Source organism: Nitritalea halalkaliphila LW7 (assembly GCF_000265075.1).
Taxonomy (GTDB): Bacteria; Bacteroidota; Bacteroidia; order Cytophagales; family Cyclobacteriaceae; genus Nitritalea; species Nitritalea halalkaliphila.
In genome coordinates this window covers 65,838-89,863 of record NZ_AJYA01000028.1, presented here as the reverse complement: position 1 = coordinate 89,863, position 24,026 = coordinate 65,838, and the positions used below count along the sequence as shown (strand labels likewise).

21 protein-coding genes and 1 pseudogene are annotated in these 24,026 nt (G+C 47.1%); 15 read left to right on the top strand and 7 right to left on the bottom strand.

Going from position 1 to position 24,026, the window contains the following annotated elements:
- Nucleotides 1-377 (bottom strand): annotated as a pseudogene (locus A3SI_RS10465) (glycosyltransferase family 117 protein); the annotation flags it as partial.
- Nucleotides 378-524: 147 nt separating this feature from the next.
- Between A3SI_RS10465 and trxA the strand changes: the two are divergent.
- From trxA to A3SI_RS10440, 5 genes are all read left to right on the top strand, one after another.
- Nucleotides 525-842, top strand: a complete 318-nt coding sequence (gene trxA, locus A3SI_RS10460) for a thioredoxin (protein ID WP_193782427.1) — start codon at nt 525-527, stop codon at nt 840-842.
- A gap of 88 nt (nt 843-930) precedes the next feature.
- The gene (locus A3SI_RS10455; protein ID WP_009055725.1) at nt 931-2,349 is read left to right on the top strand and encodes an MBL fold metallo-hydrolase; all 1,419 of its coding nucleotides are present in this window, start codon (nt 931-933) and stop codon (nt 2,347-2,349) included.
- Between the two features lie 256 nt (nt 2,350-2,605).
- Nucleotides 2,606-3,190, top strand: a complete 585-nt coding sequence (locus tag A3SI_RS10450) for a YeeE/YedE family protein (RefSeq protein ID WP_009055723.1) — start codon at nt 2,606-2,608, stop codon at nt 3,188-3,190.
- A gap of 33 nt (nt 3,191-3,223) precedes the next feature.
- Nucleotides 3,224-3,712 carry a DUF6691 family protein gene (locus A3SI_RS10445; protein ID WP_009055720.1) on the top strand — a complete coding sequence of 163 codons (489 nt, stop codon included), beginning with the start codon at nt 3,224-3,226 and terminating at the stop codon, nt 3,710-3,712.
- A 196-nt stretch (nt 3,713-3,908) separates the two neighbouring features.
- Entirely contained in the window at nt 3,909-4,607 is a 699-nt protein-coding gene (locus tag A3SI_RS10440) for a hypothetical protein (protein WP_009055718.1), read from the top strand.
- A gap of 595 nt (nt 4,608-5,202) precedes the next feature.
- Here the strand turns inward: A3SI_RS10440 and A3SI_RS10435 are convergent.
- On the bottom strand, nt 5,203-6,600 hold the full coding sequence (locus A3SI_RS10435) for an MBL fold metallo-hydrolase (RefSeq protein ID WP_009055717.1): 1,398 nt from the start codon (nt 6,598-6,600) through the stop codon (nt 5,203-5,205).
- A gap of 646 nt (nt 6,601-7,246) precedes the next feature.
- Here A3SI_RS10435 and A3SI_RS10430 point away from each other — a divergent pair.
- The 3 genes from A3SI_RS10430 (at nt 7,247) to A3SI_RS10420 (ending at nt 9,936) form a co-directional block, all read left to right on the top strand.
- Complete coding sequence (locus A3SI_RS10430) at nt 7,247-8,416, top strand: MFS transporter (protein WP_040670682.1); 1,170 nt, start codon at nt 7,247-7,249, stop codon at nt 8,414-8,416.
- An 89-nt stretch (nt 8,417-8,505) separates the two neighbouring features.
- Nucleotides 8,506-9,564 (top strand): c-type cytochrome, encoded by a 1,059-nt coding sequence (locus A3SI_RS10425; RefSeq protein ID WP_009055715.1) that lies wholly within the window; start codon nt 8,506-8,508, stop codon nt 9,562-9,564.
- A gap of 36 nt (nt 9,565-9,600) precedes the next feature.
- On the top strand, nt 9,601-9,936 hold the full coding sequence (locus A3SI_RS10420) for a thioredoxin family protein (RefSeq protein WP_009055714.1): 336 nt from the start codon (nt 9,601-9,603) through the stop codon (nt 9,934-9,936).
- Between the two features lie 31 nt (nt 9,937-9,967).
- Here the strand turns inward: A3SI_RS10420 and A3SI_RS10415 are convergent, their stop codons facing one another.
- From A3SI_RS10415 to A3SI_RS10405, 4 genes are all read right to left on the bottom strand, one after another.
- Entirely contained in the window at nt 9,968-10,336 is a 369-nt protein-coding gene (locus A3SI_RS10415) for a hypothetical protein (RefSeq protein WP_156810270.1), read from the bottom strand.
- Nucleotides 10,337-10,528: 192 nt separating this feature from the next.
- Nucleotides 10,529-11,608, bottom strand: coding sequence for a M3 family metallopeptidase (locus A3SI_RS22670; protein ID WP_316929163.1), 1,080 nt, complete (start codon nt 11,606-11,608; stop codon nt 10,529-10,531).
- The gene (locus A3SI_RS22665) at nt 11,530-12,657 is read right to left on the bottom strand and encodes a M3 family metallopeptidase (protein WP_009055710.1); all 1,128 of its coding nucleotides are present in this window, start codon (nt 12,655-12,657) and stop codon (nt 11,530-11,532) included. Before A3SI_RS22665 ends, A3SI_RS22670 begins: the two co-directional genes overlap by 79 nt.
- 125 nt (nt 12,658-12,782) lie before the next feature.
- Complete coding sequence (locus A3SI_RS10405) at nt 12,783-13,391, bottom strand: NADPH-dependent F420 reductase (protein ID WP_009055707.1); 609 nt, start codon at nt 13,389-13,391, stop codon at nt 12,783-12,785.
- A gap of 302 nt (nt 13,392-13,693) precedes the next feature.
- On the opposite strand from A3SI_RS10405, the gene A3SI_RS10400 reads away from it, so the two are divergent.
- Nucleotides 13,694-14,284 carry an outer membrane beta-barrel protein gene (locus A3SI_RS10400; protein WP_009055706.1) on the top strand — a complete coding sequence of 197 codons (591 nt, stop codon included), beginning with the start codon at nt 13,694-13,696 and terminating at the stop codon, nt 14,282-14,284.
- A gap of 166 nt (nt 14,285-14,450) precedes the next feature.
- Here A3SI_RS10400 and A3SI_RS10395 read toward each other — a convergent pair whose 3' ends face one another.
- Nucleotides 14,451-17,408, bottom strand: a complete 2,958-nt coding sequence (locus A3SI_RS10395) for a DNA polymerase III subunit alpha (protein WP_040670679.1) — start codon at nt 17,406-17,408, stop codon at nt 14,451-14,453.
- 182 nt (nt 17,409-17,590) lie between these two features.
- On the opposite strand from A3SI_RS10395, the gene A3SI_RS10390 reads away from it, so the two are divergent.
- The 6 genes from A3SI_RS10390 (at nt 17,591) to A3SI_RS20820 (ending at nt 24,026) form a co-directional block, all read left to right on the top strand.
- Nucleotides 17,591-18,451, top strand: coding sequence for an ABC transporter ATP-binding protein (locus A3SI_RS10390; RefSeq protein WP_009055703.1), 861 nt, complete (start codon nt 17,591-17,593; stop codon nt 18,449-18,451).
- A complete protein-coding gene (locus A3SI_RS10385) occupies nt 18,448-19,221 on the top strand; it encodes a hypothetical protein (protein ID WP_009055702.1) in 774 nt (257 codons plus the stop codon). Before A3SI_RS10390 ends, A3SI_RS10385 begins: the two co-directional genes overlap by 4 nt.
- A gap of 177 nt (nt 19,222-19,398) precedes the next feature.
- Nucleotides 19,399-19,668 carry a GntR family transcriptional regulator gene (locus A3SI_RS10380; RefSeq protein ID WP_009055701.1) on the top strand — a complete coding sequence of 90 codons (270 nt, stop codon included), beginning with the start codon at nt 19,399-19,401 and terminating at the stop codon, nt 19,666-19,668.
- Entirely contained in the window at nt 19,655-20,350 is a 696-nt protein-coding gene (locus tag A3SI_RS10375; protein ID WP_009055698.1) for a hypothetical protein, read from the top strand. Before A3SI_RS10380 ends, A3SI_RS10375 begins: the two co-directional genes overlap by 14 nt.
- A 581-nt stretch (nt 20,351-20,931) precedes the next feature.
- Entirely contained in the window at nt 20,932-23,145 is a 2,214-nt protein-coding gene (locus A3SI_RS10370; RefSeq protein WP_238531715.1) for a SusC/RagA family TonB-linked outer membrane protein, read from the top strand.
- On the top strand, nt 23,139-24,026 hold the full coding sequence (locus tag A3SI_RS20820; protein ID WP_238531714.1) for a SusC/RagA family TonB-linked outer membrane protein: 888 nt from the start codon (nt 23,139-23,141) through the stop codon (nt 24,024-24,026). The genes A3SI_RS10370 and A3SI_RS20820 overlap by 7 nt, the downstream gene beginning before the upstream one ends.

Genomic DNA, 24,026 nt, shown 5'->3' with positions numbered 1-24,026 from the left:
GATGGTGCCGGCGCATGAGGGTCAGTGTATCGTTCAGTGTTTCCTTTCCGGGGCTAAGCTGCATCATTTTGCGGCCAAAAGTGTGATGGACCAGAACAGGAACAGGATGGTGAAGCCAGAGAAGAGTGCTGAGGCGATATTCATCCAGTAGGCCACGCTGAGTTCATTGCCGAAGGCCAAAAAAGAAAACATCCGGTAGACGAGCAGAAAAAAGGGCGCTCCTGGCGGGTGGGGCACCTGGAGCTTATGCGCTACGGCGATAAATTCCCCTGGATCCCAGAAGCTGGCCGTTTCTTCCACGGTAAGCACATATACCGTGGTGGCGATGAGAAAAAGGCCCAACCGGTGAGGTTATTGACTTTTTGATAGTTAATCATGTGATTTGGAAAGGTTAACTTGGGCGAAAATACGGAATTCTGTAGGAAAACCCTTTGCCTTTAACGTCATTTAAGTCAATGTGATAAAAATTACTGTACCTTAACGGTCTGCGGGCTAGTTTTACATAAATTTAAAACAAGCACAACATGGGAACTAAACCGATGACATTTAGCGAATTAATCCAAGGAGAGCAAGCGGTCCTCGTGGACTTTTATGCCACCTGGTGCGGACCTTGTCAGCAGATGCAGCCGATTCTCGAGGAGACGGCCCGGCAGCTGGGTGGGCAGGTAAAGATCGTGAAAGTAGACGTGGATAAAAACCCGATGGCGGCCACTAAGTTTCAGGTGCGTGGTGTTCCTACGCTGATCCTTTTCCGTAAGGGGGAGGTGCTCTGGCGGCAGTCCGGTGTGGTGCCGGCGCATGAGCTGGTCCGCGTGGTGCGCAGTGCAGAAGCCACGGTGTAGCGCTGGGTGACAAAAGTCATTTTAGGAGCGCTCTCGAAGTATTACCTTTACAACAGAAATAAAAAATGAACCTCAAAATTATCAGCACATGAAAATCGAACAAATTTATACGGGTTGTTTAGCACAGGGTGCTTATTACATCGAATCTAACGGCGAGGCGGCCATCATCGACCCCCTTCGCGAGGTGCAGCCTTATTTAGATAAAGCAGCTGAAAATAATGTTACCATAAAATATGTATTCGAGACGCATTTCCATGCGGATTTCGTGTCGGGACATCAGGATCTTTCGGAAAAAACCGGGGCACCGATAGTTTTCGGACCTACTACTGCGGCGATGGGCTTTGATGCGATCGTGGCTGAGGACGGGCAGGTTTTCGAGATAGGAAATGTGAAGTTAAAAGTCATTCACACGCCAGGCCACACGATGGAGAGTAGCTGTTTCCTTCTGATTAATGAGGAAGGAAAAGAGGAGGCCATCTTCACGGGAGACACCTTGTTTATCGGTGATGTGGGCCGTCCGGATTTAGCGCAGAAGGTCATCGCAGATCTGACGCAGGAAAAGTTAGCGGCGCACTTATACGATTCCCTTCGGGAGAAGATTATGCCGCTGTCGGATGATTTAATCGTGTATCCGGCGCATGGTGCGGGCTCTGCCTGCGGCAAAAAGATGTCGAAGGAGACTTCCGATACGCTCGGAAATCAGAAGAAGACGAACTATGCGCTTCAGGAGATGACGAAAGAGGAGTTTATTAAGGAGGTGCTTACGGGCTTAACCCCTCCGCCGGCTTATTTTCCACAGAATGTAGTCATGAACATTAAAGGCTATGACAGCATCGATACGGTGATGGAGCGTGGTATCCGTCCACTTTCTGTGGAGGCTTTCGAAGCTGCGGCGAATGAAACGGGCGCACTGATGCTGGATGCACGTGATCCACAGGTTTTCGCACAAGGTTTCATTCCGAATGCGATTAATATCGGAATCGACGGAAGTTTCGCGGTATGGGTGGGTACTTTGGTGCCAGACTTAAAGCAGGAGCTGCTCATTATCGCCGAGCCAGGGCGTGAGGAAGAGGTAGTGACCCGCTTAGCGCGTGTGGGCTATGACTTCACGATCGGCTATTTAGAGGGTGGTTTTGAGGCTTGGGCAGCCTCCGGCAAAGAAGTGGATACGATTACGTCTATTCCAGCAGAGGAGTTAGCGGCGCGTATGGAGGCAGGAGAGGTACATATCCTCGATGTGAGAAAAAATTCGGAGCATGTGTCTGAGCATGTAATCGGGGCGGAGAATGCACCATTAGATTACATTAATGAGAGCATGGCTCAGGTAGATAAAAACAAAACCTATTACGTGCACTGTGCGGGCGGCTATCGCTCGATGATCTTTAATTCGATCTTACGTGCACGTGGGTATGATAACTTGATCGATGTTCAGGGAGGCTTTAAGGCCATCCAGGAGTCGGGCAAGTTTCAGGTGAGTGCGTATGTGTGTCCTTCTACTTTACTGTAAAGTAGTCGGAGAGACGTAAATTTAGGTTAGATGGTGTATGGCAAGGCTTCGGTCTTGCCATTTTGCGTATATAAGGGGGCAGTGTGATATTTGTTACTGTTTTTAGCCCCTCAAACCAGCACCTTTACATAATGAAAAGCTGACAAAAAGCATGGAATTTACGTTTTACATAGTGAATTCTCTACTTTCGTCACTTCTTCTGAAAGCATGTAGATGCTAAAAAAACAAGTATTAAAAGATAAAACCGCATAGTAAAATGGAACAATTTATTGCATGGATTACCCAACCTTGGCCTTGGTATGTAGCAGGCCCGCTGATCGGTCTGACCGTACCGGCATTATTAATCATCGGGAATAAATCTTTCGGGATTTCTTCTTCTTTACGCCACGTTTGCGCGGCATGTGTGCCGGCGAATATTCCTTTCTTTACCTACAACTGGAAGAAGGAAATGTGGAACCTGGTTTTTGTGCTGGGTGTGCTTATCGGAGGTTTCGTGGCGACGACTTTCTTAGCGAACCCGGATACGATCGTGGTGGCAGAAGCGACACAGGAGGATTTAGCTGCTTTAGGCATCACAGATTATAGCAAGTTGCTTCCGGCGGAGATTTTCAACTGGGAAAGCATGACGAATGGTACGGGTATTCTTTTCTTTATCATCGGAGGTTTGATGGTAGGTTTCGGAACTCGTTACGCCGGTGGATGTACTTCAGGTCATGCGATTATGGGCATCAGCTCACTGCAGTGGCCTTCTTTACTGGCGACGACCTTCTTTATGCTAGGTGGTTTCGCGATGACGCACCTTTTATTAGAGCCACTTATGCGCCTTTTCGGCATTCTGTAAATTAACTTCTTCAACAGCTTAGAAAAGATCATAATGAAAACGACAGCAGATAAAAACACAGCGCCTATTCAGTGCGAGGCGCCTAATAATCAGGAGCAGGGAGAACAAGGTCTTGCCCTCCTAAAATACTTAATCATCGGGATTTTATTCGGAATCGTCTTCGTAAAGGCAGAAATCGTCTCTTGGTTCCGAATTCAGGAAATGTTCCGCTTACAAAGCTTCTTTATGTACGGTGTTATCGGGTCTGCCATCGCGGTAGGTTTGGTTTCCATACAGCTCATCAAGCGCTTTAATGTGAAGGCCTTAAACGGTGAGCCGATTAAAATCGGTAAAAAAGAATTCCGTAAGGGACAAATTATCGGTGGCTTCATCTTTGGTTTAGGTTGGGCCATGACGGGCGCTTGTCCGGGGCCGCTCTTCGCGCAAATTGGATCAGGGTTTACGGTAGTTGCCGTTACCTTAGTGAGTGCATTAGCGGGAACCTGGTTGTATGGGCGTTTCGCCGATAAATTACCGAACTAATTCGACGGCATTGCTTTAGCGCTACTACTGTGCTACTTCTTGCTCCCCTCTGGTTTTCCAGGGGGGAGTTTTTTTTGCTGCCGGCTTTTGCTGTTTGCGCTTGTTGACTTTTTGGCCTTAGGAGTTGGAAGTGGACGTAAATTTTGAGTAAATTCGAAAGAATAGTATATTTACCCGAGAGCTATTGAAAAACTGTATGAAAAAGATTGGAATACTTGCTTTGTTTTTAGGGATGAGTTGGGGTGTTTCTGCGCAGCAAATCGCGCAGATCACGATGGATGGAACGCCAGCACGTATAACGCCTTACACGGGGGTGGAGGGGTCTCCTTATTTGTTTAAAGACTGGGTAGATGCGGATATCACGCTGCGTAATGGAAAGGTTCGTGAGGGAGTACCCTTAAAGGTTAATATTTATGAAGGGGAGCTAGAAGTTCTTTTAGATGGCGACAATCGGATTATTTTAAATAAGCGTACGGTGGATGCTGTGAAGGTGCCCCGTCCTGAGGGGAGCTTCGATGCTTCGAAAGGCGAGCTACCTGCTTTGGTATTTAAGAAGGGGTTTACTGGGATAAAGGGAGTGAAAGAGGATGACTTCGTCAATGTGTTGTTCGAGAGTGATGCCTACACACTCATCCGAGTGTACCATAATACGCTTCAAGAGCCCGCTAAAAACACTTATGCCACTTCTCCGGGACAAATCTTCGTGGTGAGCACCAGCTTCTTTTTAGTAGATCGGGAGGGAAAGAGCCAGGGTGTGCGTTTGGCTGCAAAGCCTATTTTAAAAGCCCTCCATCCGGATCATGAGCAGGAGGCTAAGCGGATCGTAAAGGCAGAGGGGCTGAAGTTATCCCGAGAGGATCACGTCATTACTTTACTTCAGATGCTTTCGGAGTAGCCTTTATGCGCTCACCCGACTCTGGATCCTTTAGTAGGCCTTCAGTCGTCTTTCTCTTTTTCATTCTCGTAAAGTGAGCAGACACACTTGAATGAACAGTCTCGAACAGTCTCCTAAAAAGAAAGATAACGAAAGTGAAAAAGAAAGCAAACGAAGCGAAACGATCATATTTTTAGCAAAATCGAAAGGAATCGAAAGTAAAAGAAAGGTGAAACGAAAGTAAAAGAAAGCAAACGAAGCCAAACGATCACGGTTTTAGCGAAATCGAAAGGAAGCGAAAGCGTAGAATTCCAACGGCAAGTAGCGGCTAAAAAGGTTAAAAGGAAGTCTAAGCATAGAGACACACTTCCGATAAGTGTTTAAACTTTAGATTATGCTTTTATGGTCAGGTTTCAAGAAGCCTGAGTCTATCAGCAAATATAAGCAGGGAACTGCAAAGAGTAGTACCCCAGTCTCGAATGGGCATAGTCCCAGTATGGAAAATCTAAGTATAAAATCAAAAAAGGCGCGAGAAGTCTGCTAGAGACTTCCGCGCCTTTTTTGGGAATTACTCCCTTGTATAGCGGGCTATGCGCTACATACAGTCGGGATAAGCTTACGCTTTCGCGTGCTCGAGTGTAGACCACTCCGCGAATCCGCCTGAATAGTTTTCGATATTCGTGAATCCATGTGCACGAAGTACGGAATAAGCGATAGCTGAGCGTGCACCACTTTGACAGTGGATGATTACCGGCTTATCAGTGGCGATTTTATCTAAGTTATCTGGAAGTTTTCCTAAGTGAATATTCTCAGCACCTTCGATTTGGCCCTTTTTAAATTCAGCAGCACCGCGAACGTCGATGATTTGTTTTTCACCCGAGGCGATCGCTTCTTCCACCACCTCTTTACCTACTGGCTGATAGCTTTCCAGCTCGATGTCCTTTAGGTTTACTAACTGTGCAGGCGTGATATAGCCTTTAAAGTTATCTAAGCCGATACGCATAGCTTTACGCATTAACTCCTCTACTTCACCGGCCTCAGCGACTAGGATATAATCTTCTTCGTAGGTGAGGTACCAGCCCATAAACGTAGCAAAAGAGTTGTTATGGGTGATGTTATAGGTTCCTGCCAGGTGCGCATCTGCGAAGGCCTTCCAAGGACGTGTGTCTATTACTTTAATTCCAGCAGCATGGTCTGCTAAGAAGTCGGCATCGCTCATCTGTGGAACTTGAGGAACTTCGGTAAGTAATTTTCTATCTACCTTGTTCAGTTTCTTCATCATGGCGAAGTACTTCGGAGGCTCAGGCTGATCCGCAAGTAATTCTTTAGTGAAGGCTGGCTTATCGTTTAGCAATTGTAACGCCCAGTTACGAATTTTTTCGTAGCCGACGGTAGTAGAAGGCACCGCGCCGAGGGCTTTGCCGCAGGCAGAACCTGCACCATGTCCTGGCCAAACTTGGATAAAATCACCTAATTTAGCGAAGTCCGTCAGTGAGTCGAACATCTGCTCAGCACCGATTTCTTGTGTGCCTTTAATGCCAGCAGCTTGTTCCAATAGATCTGGGCGACCCACATCGCCTACGAAAACGAAGTCTCCCGTAAAGAGCATGACAGGCTCCTGAGACGCTGGCTTGTCGGTAAGTAGGAAACTTACGGACTCTGGCGTATGGCCCGGGGTATGGATTACTTCGAAGGTCAAGTTGCCCATTTTCACGACATCGCCTCCTTTAATTTTCTCATGCGGGAATTCGTATTTCCAGTTCTCGTCACCTTCATCAGATAGATACAACTTCGCGCCGGTGAGCGCGGCTAGTTCGCGTGAGCCGCTTAGGAAGTCGGCATGAATGTGTGTCTCTAGGATGTGTGTAATTTTCATGTTATTCGCCTTTGCGATTTCGATGTAGGTATCCACATCGCGCTTAGGGTCGATAACTGCAGCGATTCCACCTGCCTGGCAACCAATTACATAACTGGCTTGGGCCAAACTTTTATCATATACGTGTTGAAAAAACATAGCTTTTCTGTTTTAAGGTTAGTAAAAGGGCTTTTGCCCGAATTCATGATACAAATTTGGGCGTTTCCGCGCAGTAATTCTGTGAGAATTGTTACCTTAAACAAAAGATAGCTGATTTTTATCAGATTTTCGAAAAATTTTATTCCGATGCGGGGGAGGCTGAGCAGGCTGAGACTAGGTAGGTGAGACTATGTAGGCTTGTTTGCGCACTCATTTGTTCCAGCTTAATAGTGAGAACAAGGGCTGCCTGTAGGTCTTCGTTTACTCCAACTAAGGCGTTCTCGATTATTAGCAGAAGGCCAGCTAGGTTTTGAACCGTAAGTTTAAAAAGGGGGCGGGGTAAGCCTCAAAAGGTTTTTATTTAAAAAACCTTCTTGACGATGAAACGAATAAGAAGAACGGCCATAAGGACGACGGATCCAGCGATTACAAATTCCATGCGGAGTAGACTTTAATTAATGGAAATAAAACAGGTAGGGTGGGGGAATGTTTTCGTGTGCAAAAAAAAACTTTTTGATTTTATGCGCAGAAAGAGGGTGTGGAGAGTGGTTTCAATCGATTGCGTAGCGAGTGGCGTTTTTTTCTGGCCACCTTCGATTATTAACTTGTCTAAAAACGCTGTAAATTAGTGCTTTTACTAGTTCTTATGTCGCATATAACTCCCAGAAATCGTCGTCTTGCCTTAAATGGCTTATTCTTTTTAGCGGGGCTTTGTTTCGCTTCCTGGGCATCTCGTATTCCGGATTTACAGACGAAATTTGGCTTGTCAGAGGCGGCGCTGGGAGGTGTTTTGCTGGTACTGCCCATCGGTTCGCTTACTGCGCTTCCGCTGGCGGGCTGGTCGGTTCATCGTTTTGGGAGTCGCCCTGTGATTTTAATAAGTGCTATCGCCTATGCGGCCACTCTTCCCTTAATCGCCCTATCTCCAGGTTATTGGATGCTGTTTCCCGTGGTGTTTCTCTTTGGGATGCTGGGAAATATGATGAACATCTCTTTGAATACCCAGGCGCTGAGCGTAGAGAAGGCACTGGGCAAATCGATCTTAGCCTCCTTTCATGGCTTATGGAGCTTGGCGGGGTTTGTAGGGGCAGGAATAGGCGCCTTTATGGTGTTCTTTGGGCTTAGCCCGGCCGTTCATTACTTGATCGTCATGTGTCTGGCTGGCGCTATCGTGTTTTTTACGTATCCCTATTTACTAAATGAGCGAAGCGCCACAGGTGGAGGTGGGCTTACATGGGTAAAGCCAGATGCGCTCTTACTTCGTGTGGGGCTGATCGCTTTTTTGGGGATGCTGGCTGAGGGATGCATGTTCGACTGGTCGGGTATTTATTTTAAAAAAGTGGTGGAGGTACCCGCTGCCTACACGGTGCTGGGCTATGTGTTTTTCATGGGAGCCATGGCCACGGGGCGATTCTTAGCTGATCCTTTGATCGAGCGTAAGGGGCGACCTTTTGTGCTGCGGTTTTCAGGGCTTTTGATAGCGGGAGGACTTTTTTTATCCGTCGGAGCTCCTCTTCCAGTGGCTGCATCGATCGGGTTTGTGCTAGTCGGATTCGGCGTAGCAGCCATCGTTCCAGTCTGCTACGGAATAGCGGGGCGTTCTGCCAGCTATCCACCGAGTGTTTCTTTAGCGCTGGTGTCTACGATTTCATTTTTTGGCTTTCTCTTAGGGCCGCCGCTGATCGGCTTTATCGCAGAGCTCGCAGGTTTACGTTTTTCCTTCTTTGCTGTAGCGCTGGCAGGCTTAGGGATTTATGGCCTTAGCACCTGGAGAACAGCACTTTTTCAGGTAGGACCAAAAGTAAAAAGTGCCTAAGGTGCTGGGATTTGTTGGATTTATGTGATGAAAATCACCAAATTAATCCGCGGTTTCCATGCATTTTTGTGAGGAATTTTATCTAACCCATGAAAAATAACCGTCAATCCTTCGCTTCTTTTATTGAAAATGCAACGAGTTACTTATTGGGGCTTTTAGCCGTTTTACTTGCCCTTATTGTACTCTTTGTTTATTTATTAGCAGGAGGAAGCTTGCCTCAGTTGGCAGCGCCAGCGGGAGAGGTTTTATTAGCTGAGGTCTATGAGGGGCTGATTCCACAAGAGGACTTAGAGCGCTTATGGCAGGCCCCCGACTGGTCTACCGTAGCGGATGAGCCGAATGCCTTATACATCGAGTACGGTCGGGAATTGATCGCGAATACTTCTGAGTACTTGGGCCCGCTGGGCAAAGTAAAGGCGATATCCAATGGATTAAACTGTCAAAACTGCCATTTGGGTGCTGGAACGGTGCCTTTTGGAAATAATTATGCGGCGGTAGCGTCCACCTATCCCAAGGTGAGAGGGCGTTCTGGGCAAATGGAAGATATCCCGAAGCGTATCAACGATTGTTTTGAGCGCAGCTTAAATGGCTCGCCTTTAGAGGTGGACAGCGAGGAAATGATCGCCATGGTGGCTTATATGGAGTGGCTGGGGAAAGAGGTTCCGAAAGGAGAAGTTCCGTTTGGGGCTGGCTTAATCGATGTGAGCTACCTGGATCGTGCCGCGGATCCGATAAAAGGCAAGCGGATTTACGACGCCTACTGTGCTTCCTGTCATCAGGAAGATGGTCAGGGGGTTATGCGCTTTGACCAGTTGGCGTACACCTATCCGCCACTGTGGGGAGCGCATGCCTATAACGATGGGGCTGGCTTGTATCGCATGTCACGCTTTGCGGGCTATGTGCGTGCGAATATGCCACTCGGGGCTACGGTGGATAACCCTATTTTGACCGATCAGGAAGCATGGGATGTGGCTGCTTATGTGAATAGCATGCCGCGACCCTCGAAAGATATTACTGGCGACTGGCCGGACATTTCTAAGAAACCTGTAGACCATCCTTTCGGGCCATTTAGCGACACTTTTCCAGAGGAGCAGCACAAATACGGACCTTTTCCTCCGATCGTAGCAGCTAAAAAGCAGGCCAAGTAATCCTTTTAGCTAAGGTGATAACAAAAAATAAGAAGCATGCATCCAAATGAAATTTTAAATGAGTGGTCTGAGCGTGCGGCTCAGGCTGGGCAGCCGATGCTACTGCTTTACTTTTATGGTGAGGAGTGTAGCGTGTGCACGACACTTTTTCCGAAGGTTGCCGACTTAGTGGCGCAACACTTTCCAGCTATGCGTTTGCAGCGAATTGATGCTGTAACCTATAAAGCCTTAGCTGCTCAACTCCGGATGATGAGTATTCCAGGAATCCTTGTTTTGGCAGCAGGCAAGGAGGTTTTTCGTGCGAATGGTTTGGTGGCACTGCAGGAGTTAAAAGAAAAAATAGCGCGCTATTATCAATTACTGGTGGACTGAAATCCTTTAGGGTGCTTTATTCCAGAAGCACTCAAGCCGTTCGCAAGGCTTTTGGCAGGTGCGAGGAGAGTTCCGAAAGGGTTTTAAACCCATCGATGAGGTGATCGGTGAAATTAGCGGCTTCTTCTTTTTCTCTTTTCGCTAAACTTTCCTGTTTTAACCCTACAATAGGGCCGAAGTTAGCTGTATAATGCTCTTTTAGGTATTGAGCGAAATTTTTCGCAAACCCTTCTTTATCAAGCAATAGTAAAGTTAAGTCGATTTGTTCGCCTCTGTCAACGAGTAATTTACCCTCGGATGCATCATCCAGACAGAAAACTGTGTATCCGATACCCGCTAAATACTGATTCATGATCGATTTAAGGTAAGGATTTTGTCCTGCAAGTACTAATTTCATCATAAGGATTTGTTTAAAAATAATCAACATTATACTCTTTTACTAATATACAAAAACAATCCGTATAGTGAAATTTTTTGACTACATATTTATAAAAAAAAAAGAAGGGGACAAGGTCCCCTTCCGCATATATGTCAGGAAGATGTGGCTGTTTATTTTATGCGAACACTTACTTCCCGAAGTCTTATTTGCTACTTAGCGTAGGCTAAGTTGATTCAAGCCACGCTTCGCGAGCAAGGCCTCTATCGTAGGCTCTGCGCCTCTAAAGTTCACATACATTTCCATAGGGTCGCGTGTCCCTCCACGCTCTAGAATTTCGGTACGGAATGCCTTGGCTTTTTCTGGGTTAAAGAGTTCTGTTTCTTTAAAGGCTTGGAAAGCATCCGTATCTAAAACACCACTCCAGATGTAGCTATAGTAGCCGGCTGAATAGCCACCACTGAAGATGTGCTGGAAGTAGGAGCTTCGGTAGCGAGGAATGATTTCATCGATAAGCCCCATCTTACGAACAGCTTCTGCTTCGAAGGCTTTCGCGTCCTGCTGAATCGGTTCGGTGATTGTATGGTAGTCTAAATCCAGCAGCGATGCGGCCAGATATTCCGTCGTCGCGAAACCCTGTCCAAAAGTCCCTGAATTCTGTAACTTTTCGATTAATGCATCTGGAATCGCTTCGCCTGTTTCATAGTGCACGGCATAGGTTTTTAAGATACTCGGCTCAGTCGCCCAGTTTTCTAGAATCTGAGACGGTAATTCCACGAAGTCGCGTGGTACAGAGGTACCCGCCAAGCTGCGGTACTGCACGTTAGATAATAAGCCATGTAGCGCATGGCCGAATTCATGGAAGAAGGTCGTCACCTCGTCAAAGGTCAGCAGGGCAGGGGTGTCCCCTGTGGGCTTAGAGAAATTACATACGATCGAAATAACAGGTGCCTTACGCTCCCCATTTTCCATCGATTGCGGGCGGTAGCTGGTCATCCAGGCACCTCCTCTTTTCGAAGGACGCGGGTGGAAATCCATATACAATATACCCACATGGCTGCCATCAGCCTCTTTTACCTCATAGGCTTTCGCCTCTGGATGGTAGGTAGGAAGCTCAGGTCTCGGTGTAAAGGTTAGTCCGAAAAGCTCTTTCACTACATTAAAAACACCTTCCTGTACTTTTTCTAAAGAGAAGTAGGGCTTCACTTCCTGTTCATCTAGGTCAAATTTCTTCTGACGGAGTTTTTCTTCATAGAATCTCCAGTCCCATGCTGTAGGGGACCCTCTTCGCCCAATTCTGCATGTAGGGCTTGCATCTCATCTCGCTCTGCCTTCGCTTTAGCGAGCGCTGGTGTCCAAAGCTGATTTAAAAGGGTGTACACATTTCCTGCATTTTTCGCCATGGTTTCTTCCAAGCTGAAGGCAGCATGTGTTTCATAGCCTAAAAGTTGGGCCCGCTCTAAGCGTAAGTTGGCGATATCGATTAAAGCCTGTGTGTTGTCCTTGTCATTCCCTCTGCTGCTTCGTGTCTGATAGGCATCCCAGATTTTCTCACGCAAGGCACGATTTTCTGCATACTGCAGGAAGGGCATCACACTTGGGTTCTGAAGCGTAAATAGCCATTTTTCAGGCTCTCCAGCAGCCTCAGCATCTGCTTTGGCGCTAGCGCGCAAACTGGACGGAAGCCCCGCTAAGTCGGCCTCATCCGTGATCCAAAGCTGAAAATCATTTGTTTCCGCTAAAAGATTTTGGCCAAACTCCAGGCTCAGAAGTGCTAGCTTGCTATTGATTTCACGCAATTTCTCTTTTTCGGCCTCCTGTAAGTTGGCTCCGCTACGGACGAAGGACTTATACGTTTTTTCGAGGAGCATGCGCTGCTCTTCATTTAAGTTTAAGGACTCGCGCTGCTCGTAAACGGCTCGGATACGTGCGAAGAGCTTCTCGTTCAGGCGGATATTGTCTCCATGCGCCGATAGTGCCGGCGACATTTCTTTAGCGATCGCCTGCAGCTCTGCATTCGTATGCGCGCTATTCAAATTTCCGAATACGGTCTGTACGCGGCTTAAGAGGGCGCCAGAGTTTTCTAGTGCTTCGATGGTGTTTTCAAAGGTAGGAGCCTCTGTCTGCTCTACGATGGCGTCGATTTCAGCTTGCTGCTCTTTGATGCCAGCTTCCATGGCGGGCTTAAAGTGTTCGATCTCGATGCTATCGAAAGGAGGTACCTCGAAAGGCGTGGCATAAGGTTCGAAGAAGGGGTTCATACGCGTCGTGTTCGTCCCATCCCCGGAACAGCTCCACAGGGCAGCTGCCGTAAGAAGGGTGGTAAGAGTTCGTAAACGGCTCATAAAGTTAGTATTTGGTTGGATGCAAAATTAATAGCCTTTCACCAATTTTGCTAAAGCAAAAAAAGCTTAGGGCAGAAGCGTTACTGCTACCCTAAGCTCTTGAAGTCCTTAATTGTTTTTTAGAGTTAGTGCGAAATGAGCTTGAAATGACACTGAGCTTGATCTTGCTTTCGCTCAGCGATTTTACTTCTCAGGTGATAAAAAGCCTCTAGTAAATCGGCATGTTCTAAGCCGCCCGCGTCGATGGGGTGAAAGCCGATGCAGGAAATCAGTCGCTTGAGGCGCTCTTTAGTCTGGCCCTCGGGGCCACAGAAGTACGTTTCATTTAATAAACCCAGACGATCGTTTTGAGGATAATCTATTCCGAGATTATTAAAGGCTTTGTATAACTGGTGTTTAGGTAATCGCTCCTGCAGGTGAGTGGTGTTACAAGGGATGCAGTTTTTATAACCAGCGTTCGTGCTGTCCACAATGGCGAGTGGTCTTAGTTCTTGAAGGCTTTTTACGATATTGTCCAACTGTGTATTTTCGGTGCATAAAAAGACCATATCCGCCTCTTTACACGCCTCACTGTAGCTGAGGCAGGATCCCACTTGCATGTGCAGGAGTTTCCAAGTCGTACTTTCTGGAATAAAGTCAGGACGGACACCTACTGAAACCTGTAATCCAGCCTTAAGGAATTTATGAGCGAGTGATGCTGCTAGGGGGGTAGCACCAAGGATGGCGATGCGCATAATGGGTGATGTTCGGGTAGAAACATGAATTAAGCACCTAAATGTAAGGCATTAAGGTAACTTTCACAAGGTGAAAAATGTTGCTTATAAGTTAAATTAGTGTTTTTACATCATTTAAGCCGTTTAGCACGCAAAAACGGGCGGATGTAAGTAGAATCTTTGGCATGATTTTCTTAAAAGAACTTGAAAAAGGTAGGGAGTTGGTGTTAAAGTAGGACTGATTTTCAGGCGACTACTGGTCGAAACTAGCTTTTCCATGCGTATATTACTTATGTTATGTTTTATCCTTAGCCCCGAGTAAGATGAAAAATGTTCTTTTAGTTCTTGTGTTCTTGTGTGGTTTCCTTGGTGCCACTTCCAGTGTCCAGGCCCAGACCAGTAATGGTTTTGGATTAAAAGCAGGCTTTAACTATAGCTATAATGGGTCCTATTTTCGTGACGCACAATTGATTTTTGGCGATCCACTGGATAATATGGGGTACCATGTAGGGGTTTTCGGTAAGTATCACCTAGGGCCTGTTTTCGTCAAGCCAGAGATTTATTTTACGAACTTTGTGACGAACGTAGTGGAACAAGGGGTAGAAAACCGTCTTATCACCCGTCGTTTTGATCTACCTTTTTTAGTGGGGGTAAATTTAATCGGGAGAACGCTCTCCGTTTTCGGGGGGCCATCCGGACATTTGTTTTTACGTGATGATATTACGGGAGATGGTGGAGAGTTTAACGCAGGTTTTCAGGTGGGCGTGGGACTTAATTTCGGACGCCTAGGCTTAGATTTACGCTTCGAGCGTATCTTAAACGCGCAGCAGGTAAGCTTTAGCGATGCGGTGGATTTTAACACGACCGATTTCCGTTTTCAACAACTGGAACTGGGCATTTCCTTAAACTTCTGAGGAGAAATGGTTTAACCCATTTTTCCTAGCTGCATACCTAGATCCTCTCTACTGTTCCGTACCGTAAGAAATGAGCGATGCGGCAGGGAGGAACTCCGGTAAAGAGGGGGACTCCTGTACAAGTTCCTTTCTAAGCTTTCGTAGGGTTATGGAACTAGGAATAGGGCTAAGAAGACTGCTTGTAAGGCAGTCGTGTGATCTGTGCTACCTCGACAGTATAAAAACCAAATTCCTCACTGACCCGCCCTTTTAGGTAATACACGCCTTTGCCCCGAAAGGGGTAGGGATTCTTTTTGTCAGGAAAGTGCACTGTATCCACCCAGTTGCCCTCCTGATCTAAAAACGTCCCGAAGTGCATGCGCTCTCCTTTTACCGTTCGGGTGGGTTTTACGGTGACCAAGTAGCCCACCAGCGTGACCCATTTCCCGTTTTGCTTCGGCAGGTCTCTGGCCATACAGGTCCCTACAGGCAGTGATTCCACCAAGAGAAAAGGACTGTCTAGTGGAAATTCTAAGATTTCCAGTTGGTCGTGAATTTTCTCCCAATCTTCCGATGTGCTTAAGGGAGGCAGCTCTTCGAGGCGGAAAGGCTTTACTTCAGCTGGAAAGAGGCCCAAACTATTTTCTGCTGCCTGCGCACGCTGCTGCAGCTCTTGATGCCGGGCATGGGCTATCCAGAGTAACTGGGCCTTTGATCGACCCGTAAAACGAAAAGCTTCGATGCGAATGAGGATACGCAGCTGCTCGATTCCTAAGGGAACCCGAAGCATAAAATCTTCTAAACTGGTAAAAGGGCCCTTTGCGCGGGCGCGCAAAAGCCACTCGGTACTTTTCTTTTCGAAGTGCTTTAAATGAATGAAGCCGAGAAGCACACGCGTGCCTTGGATATGGGTGAGGTAGCGACTTTCATTCACATCCGGAGCCTCTATTTCAGCCCCTTGCATGCGCAGCTCGTGCAAATAAAACTCGGTATGGTAAAACCCACCGAAATTATTAATCACCGCCACCATAAATTCCAGCGGGAAGTAGGCTTTTAAATACAGGCTTTGGTAGCTTTCTACTGCGAAGGAAGCCGAATGCCCTTTGGCAAAGGAGTAGCCTGCGAAACTTTCAATTTGATGCCATACCTGCTCGGTGATTTCCTTTTCTCTGCCTAAGCGCTCGCAGTTCGAGAAGAAAGCATCTTTTACACGCTGAAACTCCTCTTTAGAGCGGGATTTTCCGCTCATACCCCTTCGTAAGATGTCAGCTTCGCCTAAGCTGAGCTCAGCGAAGTAATGGGCTACCTTAATTACATCTTCCTGATACACCATGATGCCATAGGTGTCGGGCATGATGGACTCCATCACGGGATGTGCTTCTTTCCGCTTTTCTGCGTCGAGGTGACGCAAAATATAAGCGCGCATCATGCCTGATCTCGCCACTCCAGGGCGGATAATGGAGCTAGCCGCAACCAATTCCAGGTAAGTCTGGGCTTTCATCTTCGAAAGGAGCATCCGCATGGCAGGCGACTCTACGTAAAATGCGCCCATCGTCTTGCCGGTGCGCAGGAGTTCCTTGATCTTTTCGTCTTCCTTAAAGCGTTCCACTTGACGAATATCTACCTCCACCCCCTGATTTTCGTGGATGAGCTCCATCGCCGTCTTGATGTGGCCTAAGCCGCGCTGACTGAGGATGTCAAACTTATGCAGGCCGATCGCCTCCGCTACATGCATGTCAAAGTGCGTAATAGGGAAGCCTTTCGGAGGAATAGTAGTGGCAGAATAATAGTGTATCGGCTTTTCTGAAATCAATACACCGCCCGCATGTATACTGAGATGGCTCGGGACATCGATCAGCCGCTGTCCATACCGTTTAATCAGTCGTCCATACTGATCCAGCGGATGCTTAGGCCCTCCCTTGGCTAAAAGCTGTTCGATTTCGCTGGTAGGCAAGCCAAACACTTTTCCCAGTTCACGGGTAACCGCTTGATACTGGAACGTGCTGTGTGCGCTGAGAAGTGCCACATGGGCGCGATCTCCTTCTTTATACGTTTCGAAAATATAGCGGATGACATCATCGCGATCCTTCCAGGAAAAATCGATGTCGAAATCGGGCGGACTGTCCCGGTATAAGTTGATAAACCGCTCGAAATACAAGTCCAAGGCGATCGGGTCCACGTCTGTGATGTAAAGGCAGTACGCCACGATGCTATTCGCTCCACTGCCTCTTCCTACATGGAAGTAGCCTTTCCGATGTGCATAGCGCACGATATCATAATTGATTAAAAAATAGGAGACGAAGTCTTTTTGCTGGATGAGCAGTAGTTCTTTTTCGATACGATCGAAAATCTCTTGGCTCAGCTTCGGATATCGGCTGACCGCCCCGCGCAGGGTTTCGGTCCGCAGATAGTCAAAGTCTTCCCAAGAAGAGCCCCTTACATTCCTTTTATTTTTAACCGCATGAAAATAAAAGGAAAACTGACACTGCTCCAGAAGTTTTCGCGCGGCTGTAATCAGATAACTGTGCCCTTCGCACTGGGCAGCTAGTTCCGCGTAGGTGTAAAAACGATCATCAGGCTGCCCCTGTTCGCTGAGCGGCAGTTTACTGAGTAGGCTATTCCGATCGATGGCACGCAAGAGGCGGTGGGTGTTGAAGGAAATGGTATCCTGAAAGCTTACCGGCTGCCAAAGTACCAGCTTTTCGACAGGGAAGCGCTTGCGCAGGCTGTACAGCTGACGGATTTCAGCTATGCGGACACCCACAAATTCCTCTTCTCGAAGTACATCAGGCGCTTGCTGCAAGGGATAGACGATGCAGGCATGGGAAAATGCAGGCGCCCGCTGGGGGAATGGGCCCCCGGCCGCCAAAACCTCCGATAAGTGCTTATTTAATTCATAGAGCCCCTCTTGGTTTTTTGCCAACCCGATGTAGCGGGGACGGCTGCCATCGCGGAAGTCTATGCCCACGACCGCATGTACATTATGCCGCTGGGCCTGCTGGAGGAACGGAAAAATCCCTGCCGTACTATTAATGTCCGTAAGTGCGATCGCATCCGCACGCACCCGTAAGGCCTCCGCGATCAGCGTTTCGATGCTCATCGTCCCGTACTTGAAACTGTAATAACTGTGGCAGTTGATAAACATGATGTAAATTATATTGACAAATATAAGTCAATTAAATAAACAAATCAAGTTTTTCCCTCTCGCTCTTCTCAAAATATCCGTCGCATCGGTGAGCGGAAAAAATAAATGCGGAAAAATTCAGCTGTAAATTTGGAAGTTTAACGCTGACATAGGATATTAGTGTCATAATAAACTATGACACTATGCAACATTCCTCTATAACAGAAGCTCCGCATATCGATATTCAGGATATGGACTTCACTTACAGCGCCAGGGTGCGCCTTTTCGATGCGCTACGCTGGCGCTTAGAGCGCGGCAGCATAACCGGCTTGTTGGGTAAAAACGGTGCTGGGAAAAGCACATTCCTGCGCTTGGTCGCTGGCCTTTTGCAGCCTCATGGCGGCGCTATTTATCAGGCAGGCGTACGGCCTGGAGACCGAAGCTTGGCCCTACTCCAAAGTCAGTTTCTGGTACCCGATGCCTTCGAATTTCCTGCCCGCTCGCGTGTGAGTAGTTATGTGAAAGCCTGGTCGGCGTTTTACCCTGCGTTCTCATTTGAAAAATTCGAGCAGATTCTCAGTGACTTCCAGACCAGCAGTGCCCGCCGCTTTGGAGAGATGTCATTCGGGCAGCAGAAGAAGGTGCATATTGCCTTTGCGCTAGCGACGAACTGCCCGCTCTTACTGATGGATGAGCCCACAAATGGCTTAGACATCCCTTCTAAAAGTTATTTCCGCAAGATATTAGGTCGTTTTTTAGCCGATGAGCAGTCGGTCATCATCAGTACGCATCAGGTAAAAGATGTGGAAAACCTCATCGACCGCATCGCGGTACTGGAAGGGGGCAAGATGATATTCGATCAGACCTTAGACAGCATCACCCAGCAGTACAGCATGGGTCTGAGTACCAGCCTACCGGAGGACGCGCTCTACCATGAGTTGATGGGCGGCGGTTACCAGTTTTTGCGCCAGCGGCGCGAAGGAGAAACGCAGACTCCCATGCAGCTAGAACTCTTTTTTAATGCTATTTTATCTGGAAAAGTAAACCTAACGAACGGACTATGAGCACTGGAACTACACTACAGCGATTCTTTGCGCTGCTGCGCTTCGATATCAGTAGAAATACGCGGGCCTATATGGTGCTGCTACCGGGGTTTGTGCTATTCCTGTGCGTGCTACAACTTTTGTTTTGGTTCGGGGAGACAAATTTTAACCCTGTCAGTACTACATACGCGGGCACATCGCTAAACAAGCAGCTTTATTTTCCGACTTATCTTATCGGTTTTATCGGCTTAGTGCTCTTTGTGACCTCGAATAGTTTCAGTTATCTACACAAGAAGGACTTGGCCATCCAGCACCTGTTGTTACCAGCGACACGTCAGGAGAAGTTTTTCTATGAGTTTTTTATTCGGGTGATCGCTGTGGTGGTCGTGTACCATCTGGCGTTCCCGCTTATTGCCATGCTGGCCCATGCACTCTATTTAGCGCTTTCTCTGCTGCTATTTGGCCCGGGAGGAGCCGCACCAGAGACCATTTGGCAAGCCTTTTCACGTCAGGGGCCCGAAAATGAGAAGCCGGAATTTGCATTTATACTATCCTCAGCCGTTTTCTGTCTCTTTTTGCTGCCGATTTCGGCCCTCTTCTTAGGCGGGCTCTATTTTAAGAAACTGAACTGGCTGATTACGTATTTGATTTTGCAATTAGGAGTTATTTTGATCGGTTTGGCCATCGGCTCCTCGCCTATAAGCTCCCAGGTTTTCCTTATAATGTGTTGGTGGCCACGAATTACCCGAACAGCTTTCTGGACGGTAGTATGCCTTGGATGCTGCGGGTAAGCTGGTTTTATGTGCTGCTGGCGAATCCGGTGCTTTGGGCGGTAGCCTATTTAAAATATAAAGAAAAGGAGGTATGATGAAGTTTGCGGAGCATAAAAATATATTTCTTCAAATCGGGGATTGGGTGTGTGAAAAGATCCTGCTGGAGGAATGGCCGGCTGAGGAGAAGCTGCCTCGGTGCGTGAGCTGGCAGGGGAGATGGAGGTGAACCGCAACACGGTGATGCGCGCGTACGCCCTATTAGAGGAGGAAGGGATTTTAGATAATAAGCGGGGGATCGGTTTTTTCGTGTCGCCTGCGGCAAAGTCTCGGATACAGGAAAAGAAGAAGGCGGACTTTTACCGGGATGAGCTGCCTCCTTTCTTGCGACAGGTGCGGCTTTTAGGCCTGAAGGGCTCAGATTTAACAGAACTTTTACACGTAATTCAAGAAAATGAAGACAAGTAGCAAACTATTATTCGGATTTATAGGCTCTTATCTCCTGTTTGTCGTCGCCATGCTGCTTTTTGGAAGTATGCGCTCGGAGATTTACTACCAGGAATTTAATGAGCGGATGTTCCCTGGTAAAGGGGATGGGGTTGTTTCGGCACCGGTTTTCGGTAATCTCATCGGCCAGAAAGTGTCCTTTCGTAGTACGTATACCTTAGAACCGCATAGCACGGTATGTCTATTCGGGCTGGAGTCTGTACAAGTCCTGCTGAAATCGGAGTTAGAGGCTTCTATGGAGCTGTCCTATACGATAGAGAATATGAAAAGGCTCGAGCAGAGCAAGCTAGGGGAGGGTTTTATCGAACGCTATTATTCGGGCGATACGTTATACATAGGGGGGGCAGAAGGTCTGGAACGGCTCACAATGGAGCTCACCTTGCCTGTGGGTGCCCAGCTGGTCTTCCGTCAGGTGGGGAAAGGTACTTTAGTGCTTCCGGGTGCTGGTGCGGCTTCTGTGCGCGTGGAAGGGAGCAGGGTAGCCATGTCCGTAAAGGGTGAGCCTTTAGATTACTTGGAGGTGGATGTGCTCTCGAGTAGTTTGCTACTTCCGGATGTGCGGCATCTTTCGGCTCGACTGGTGGACGCCACTGTGGTGGAGCGCGGCCTGGTGTGGAGGAGATGCTGGCCGGTGTGGATTTAGCCGGGGAGCGCCCGCTGGGCAAAGGGGGATTTTTATCCCAATTGGAGCTGGAGCTGGATGAGCTATCTCGGTTCTATGTCACGGGGTCCTCAGCAAAACAGATTCCTTTAAGGGATGGAGAAAACAGTCAATTAATAATTGGGTCTGTGCGCGATTAGGCGAATAAAAAATGGTTTTTTGAGGAGTGGTTAAAAGGGGCGGAAGCCCCTTTTTTGTGTTTACCGCTTTGTTGCCTGCAAATAAATACAAAATTTTGTTTTGTGTGTTTTAATTCATTTGATTCAGTAGATTATTTTGATTTACGGAGGATAGTAAGGGTTAGGCTACTTTCCAGAGGCTGTGTTAAATTTTTGTTAAAATGTGTTAAAATTCTTTAAAGGAGACTTTAGTCCAAATATGATTTTGATTTATTGCCCAATATCTCCTTTTACCTGCTTTTATTTGTTACTATTCTAGTCCGATGGGTTTGAAGAATAATATAGAAGTATTTGATTCTCTTTATGCGGAGGCAAATTTTTCTTTTGTGAGAAAAACATTTTATAATTGTATTAGATTATGTGTTTAACAATCTAAAAAATGGTATGAAGAAAGTTTTATTGTTAATGTTTGTCGGGCTTCTGGCGATGGATTTCGCCTGGGCGCAGAGCAGGACGGTGACCGGTAGGGTGACTTCTGCGGACGAACCGGATGGGATTCCGGGAGTAAACGTACGCGTGAAAGGGACTTCCTCCGGTACGATCACAGATTTAGATGGTGGGTACACGATAACTGTATCTGAAGATGCGACGACGCTCGTATTTAGTTTCGTAGGGTATGACAGTAAGGAAGTTGCTATCGGCAACCAGTCTACTATAGATGTACTTCTTGCTCCTGACGTTAAGACCTTAAGTGAGGTCGTGGTAGTGGGATACGGAACACAAGAGAGAAGAGATTTGACGGGTTCCGTAGCAAGTATCAGCAGTGCACCTATCGAAAATCTCGTGACACCGTCTTTCGATCAGCAGTTAGCAGGTCGTGCTGCGGGTGTGCAGATTACGAATCCAGGAGGGGTAATCGGTCAGGCACCGGTAATCCGTATTCGTGGAGTAAACTCGATTACTTCTGATGCGCAACCGCTACTAGTAATTGATGGTGTGCCGATCGTGAATGCAGATCGTGCAGCTAACTTTGCGAGTAATCCGCTAGCACAGATTAACCCGGCAGATATCGAGTCCTTCGAAGTGTTAAAGGATGGTTCTGCTACGGCGATCTTCGGCTCTCGTGCTGCGAACGGTGTAATCTTGATTACGACCAAGAAGGGTCAGACAGGGAAAGCACAGGTAGATTACAATGTGAGTGTGGGTTTCAATGAAGAAATCAATCGTTTTGACCTTTTAAATGGTGACCAGTTCGTGGAAATTGCGAATGAGACAAGAAGAAACGCTGGTTTATCTGAGTTGGCTCGTCCAGGTGTAAATACAGATTGGCAGGATCACATTTTTAGAAGAGGTTTTGTGCAGCAGCACAATTTATCCGTTAGAGGGGGTTCTGAAGCTACTAAATACTTCTTCTCTGTGGGATTCACTGAGCAGGAAGGTGCTTTACAGGCGAATGATTTGACACGTTATACTTTCAGAGGTAATGTGGATCATGACATTAACAAGAAACTTAGAATTGGAACAAGTTTAAATTTCTCATACACAGAAATTAACTCCTTAAATAATGGGGAAAACTCCCTTTCTGGTGTTACGCTAAACGCTACACGCGCCTTCCCTAACGTGCCGATTTTCGATCCAGAAAACACTGCATTTGATGGGTTTAATGTGGCTCCAGGAGGTGCTTCCTTAGGTTCTGGTAACAACTTAGGGGTGATTGATAACAACCTGCCTAATATCGCTTTTGCTTTACAGAACAATCGTTTTAGAGGAAGAACTGCGCGTGTTTTAGGATCCGTGTATGGAGAGTGGGACATCACGCAGGACTTAACTTTCAGAACGCAGTTTGGTGCGGATTTGACTTTTGCGGATGAGTTTCTTTCTTGGGATCCTAGACATGGCGATGGCCGAGGTCAAGGAGGTCTAATTTCTCAGGGTTTCTTACCTGTGATGCGATGGAACCAGCAAAATACTTTAAACTATCAGCGTATTTTCGGTGATAACCATAATTTCAATGCTACCATCGGTACAGAGTATCAGTATACCAATTTCTACAACTTCTCTGCTACGGGTACGCAAATTGCGGATCGCTTCTTCCAGCAGGATAACTTGGTAACGGGTTCTGCGGGAATCCAGCAGTTCGGAGGTGGAATGTCTGAACAAGGATTTGACTCTTATTTTGCGCGTGTAAATTACAACTATGCAGGTCGTTACTTACTCTCTGCATCCGTTCGTAATGATGGTATTTCTGCACTACCTATGGGGAATAGAAGAGGAACTTTTGCGGGTGGATCCGTTGGATGGAGAATTTCAGATGAGTCATTCTTTAATGTAAACGGTATTGACGATTTCAAGGTACGCGTGTCTTATGCAGAAGTAGGTAATACGGAGATTGGTTTCTTCCCATTTGTGGGTGGATTCTCCGCTGCACTTTCTGGACTTGGAGCAGGTATTGGCTTTAGCCAAATCGCTAATAATAACTTACAGTGGGAAACCTCTCAGAAGTTTAATGCGGGGATTGACATGACCATCAATAATAACATCACGATTGGTTTAGATTACTTCCGTAATAACATCCAAGACCTCGTTTTATCTCGTGTGACGCCGTCTTCTGTAGGAGTTCCGGGTAATGCGATTTTCGAAAACGTGGGAGCATGGTGAATCAGGGTATCGAATTGACGGTTCGTGCAGATGTTATTCGTAACGCGCGTTTTTCTTGGACCACTGATTTCAACTTCACTTGGTTAAGAAACGAAGTTACGGCGCTTGTTGATCCTATCGTATCTGCTTTTAATATTACTGAAGTAGGAGGTCCTATCGCGCAGCTTTATGGATTCCAGTGGGCAGGAGTAAACCCTGCGAATGGTAACCCGATCTACATGAGAGGGGATGAGTCTCTGATCCAGTTTAACCTACAGCAGGGAAATACAGGTTGGAGAGTTTTTGATCCAAATAATCCTGCAGACATCAGCCAAGCTACTGGAGGTTTAGGGGGTAATGATCTTATGAACTTAGGAAATACCCTACCTACTTGGCAAGGGGGCTGGTCGAACAACTTCACCTATGGTAACTTCGATGCTGAGATTTTCTTCCGCTATTCGGGAGGTAACTTCATCATGAATGAGACGATGCGTGGACAGTTAGGCATGGGCTTCTCGAATAACAATGCACTTATCTTAGATCGCTGGACTGAAAGCGGTCAGGTAACAGATGTGCCTCGCCTTTTTGCTGGTCAGGATGCGAATATCTGGGCTACTGGAGCTGCTAACAGCCGTTTCGTAGAGCGTGGGGACTTCCTTCGTGTACAAAATATCGTTGTTGGTTACCGTGTGCCAACTGCATTCCTAGACAATACGTTTAACGGAAATGTACGTTCAGCACGTTTCTTTGCACAGGTGCAAAATCCATTTATCCTAACGGCTTACACAGGTTTAGATCCGGAATTGAATACTTTCCCGGGCAACCAGTTGCAGTTCGGTGTGGACTTTAATGCAGCACCTATCATCAGAACGTGGTCTTTAGGTCTTAATGTAGGGTTTTAA

Bases quoted from the DNA above. Each gene is read 5' to 3' on its own strand.
- A3SI_RS22665 (WP_009055710.1), bottom strand. From the start codon at position 12,657: ATGAGCCGTTTACGAACTCTTACCACCCTTCTTACGGCAGCTGCCCTG.
- A3SI_RS10435 (WP_009055717.1), bottom strand. From the start codon at position 6,600: ATGTTTTTTCAACACGTATATGATAAAAGTTTGGCCCAAGCCAGTTAT.
- A3SI_RS10390 (WP_009055703.1), top strand. From the start codon at position 17,591: ATGCAACATTCCTCTATAACAGAAGCTCCGCATATCGATATTCAGGAT.
- A3SI_RS10450 (WP_009055723.1), top strand. From the start codon at position 2,606: ATGGAACAATTTATTGCATGGATTACCCAACCTTGGCCTTGGTATGTA.
- A3SI_RS10370 (WP_238531715.1), top strand. From the start codon at position 20,932: ATGAAGAAAGTTTTATTGTTAATGTTTGTCGGGCTTCTGGCGATGGAT.
- A3SI_RS10440 (WP_009055718.1), top strand. From the start codon at position 3,909: ATGAAAAAGATTGGAATACTTGCTTTGTTTTTAGGGATGAGTTGGGGT.
- A3SI_RS10400 (WP_009055706.1), top strand. From the start codon at position 13,694: ATGAAAAATGTTCTTTTAGTTCTTGTGTTCTTGTGTGGTTTCCTTGGT.
- A3SI_RS10395 (WP_040670679.1), bottom strand. From the start codon at position 17,408: ATGTTTATCAACTGCCACAGTTATTACAGTTTCAAGTACGGGACGATG.
- A3SI_RS10375 (WP_009055698.1), top strand. From the start codon at position 19,655: ATGAAGACAAGTAGCAAACTATTATTCGGATTTATAGGCTCTTATCTC.
- A3SI_RS10415 (WP_156810270.1), bottom strand. From the start codon at position 10,336: ATGATGAAATTAGTACTTGCAGGACAAAATCCTTACCTTAAATCGATC.
- trxA (WP_193782427.1), top strand. From the start codon at position 525: ATGGGAACTAAACCGATGACATTTAGCGAATTAATCCAAGGAGAGCAA.
- A3SI_RS10385 (WP_009055702.1), top strand. From the start codon at position 18,448: ATGAGCACTGGAACTACACTACAGCGATTCTTTGCGCTGCTGCGCTTC.
- A3SI_RS10445 (WP_009055720.1), top strand. From the start codon at position 3,224: ATGAAAACGACAGCAGATAAAAACACAGCGCCTATTCAGTGCGAGGCG.
- A3SI_RS10405 (WP_009055707.1), bottom strand. From the start codon at position 13,391: ATGCGCATCGCCATCCTTGGTGCTACCCCCCTAGCAGCATCACTCGCT.
- A3SI_RS10420 (WP_009055714.1), top strand. From the start codon at position 9,601: ATGCATCCAAATGAAATTTTAAATGAGTGGTCTGAGCGTGCGGCTCAG.
- A3SI_RS20820 (WP_238531714.1), top strand. From the start codon at position 23,139: ATGGTGAATCAGGGTATCGAATTGACGGTTCGTGCAGATGTTATTCGT.
- A3SI_RS10425 (WP_009055715.1), top strand. From the start codon at position 8,506: ATGAAAAATAACCGTCAATCCTTCGCTTCTTTTATTGAAAATGCAACG.
- A3SI_RS10455 (WP_009055725.1), top strand. From the start codon at position 931: ATGAAAATCGAACAAATTTATACGGGTTGTTTAGCACAGGGTGCTTAT.
- A3SI_RS10430 (WP_040670682.1), top strand. From the start codon at position 7,247: ATGTCGCATATAACTCCCAGAAATCGTCGTCTTGCCTTAAATGGCTTA.